At 65.9% G+C, this 589-nt stretch carries 1 protein-coding gene; it reads right to left on the reverse strand.

Going from position 1 to position 589, the window contains the following annotated elements:
• Nucleotides 1–589: FtsK/SpoIIIE domain-containing protein (locus RKE40_RS29690; RefSeq protein WP_316021745.1), on the reverse strand; the 589-nt coding region annotated here is incomplete at both ends.

Genomic DNA, 589 nt, shown 5'->3' on the forward strand with positions numbered 1-589 from the left:
AGCACGACATGGATGCCGGCGGCACGCGCCATCTGGGCGAGGCGCTGGATCGTGCCCTCGATCTCCTTGCCGGCGACCATCATCAGGTCGGCCATCTCGTCGACGATCACGACGATGTAGGGCAAGGGCTCGAGCGCCATCGCCTCTTCCTCGTAGATCGCCTCGCCGGTATGGCGGTCGAAGCCGGTCTGCACCGTGCGGGTGATCACCTCGCCGGCCGCGGCGGCCTCCGCCACGCGGACATTGAAGCCGTCGATGTTGCGCACACCGAGCTTCGACATCTTCTTGTAGCGCTCCTCCATCTCGCGCACCGCCCATTTCAGGGCGACGACCGCCTTCTTCGGGTCGGTGACGACCGGGGTCAAAAGGTGCGGGATGCCGTCATAGACCGAGAGTTCGAGCATCTTCGGATCGACCATGATCAGCCGGCACTCCTCCGGCTTCAGCCGGTAGAGGATCGAGAGGATCATGGTGTTGATCGCGACCGACTTGCCCGAGCCGGTGGTGCCGGCGACGAGCAGGTGCGGCATGCGGGCGAGATCGGCGATCACCGGCTCGCCGCCGATGGTCTTGCCGAGGCAGAGCGCGA

Origin of the sequence: Allobosea rubneri, assembly GCF_032464875.1 — a bacterium.
In the GTDB taxonomy this organism is placed as follows: Bacteria; Pseudomonadota; Alphaproteobacteria; order Rhizobiales; family Beijerinckiaceae; genus Allobosea; species Allobosea rubneri.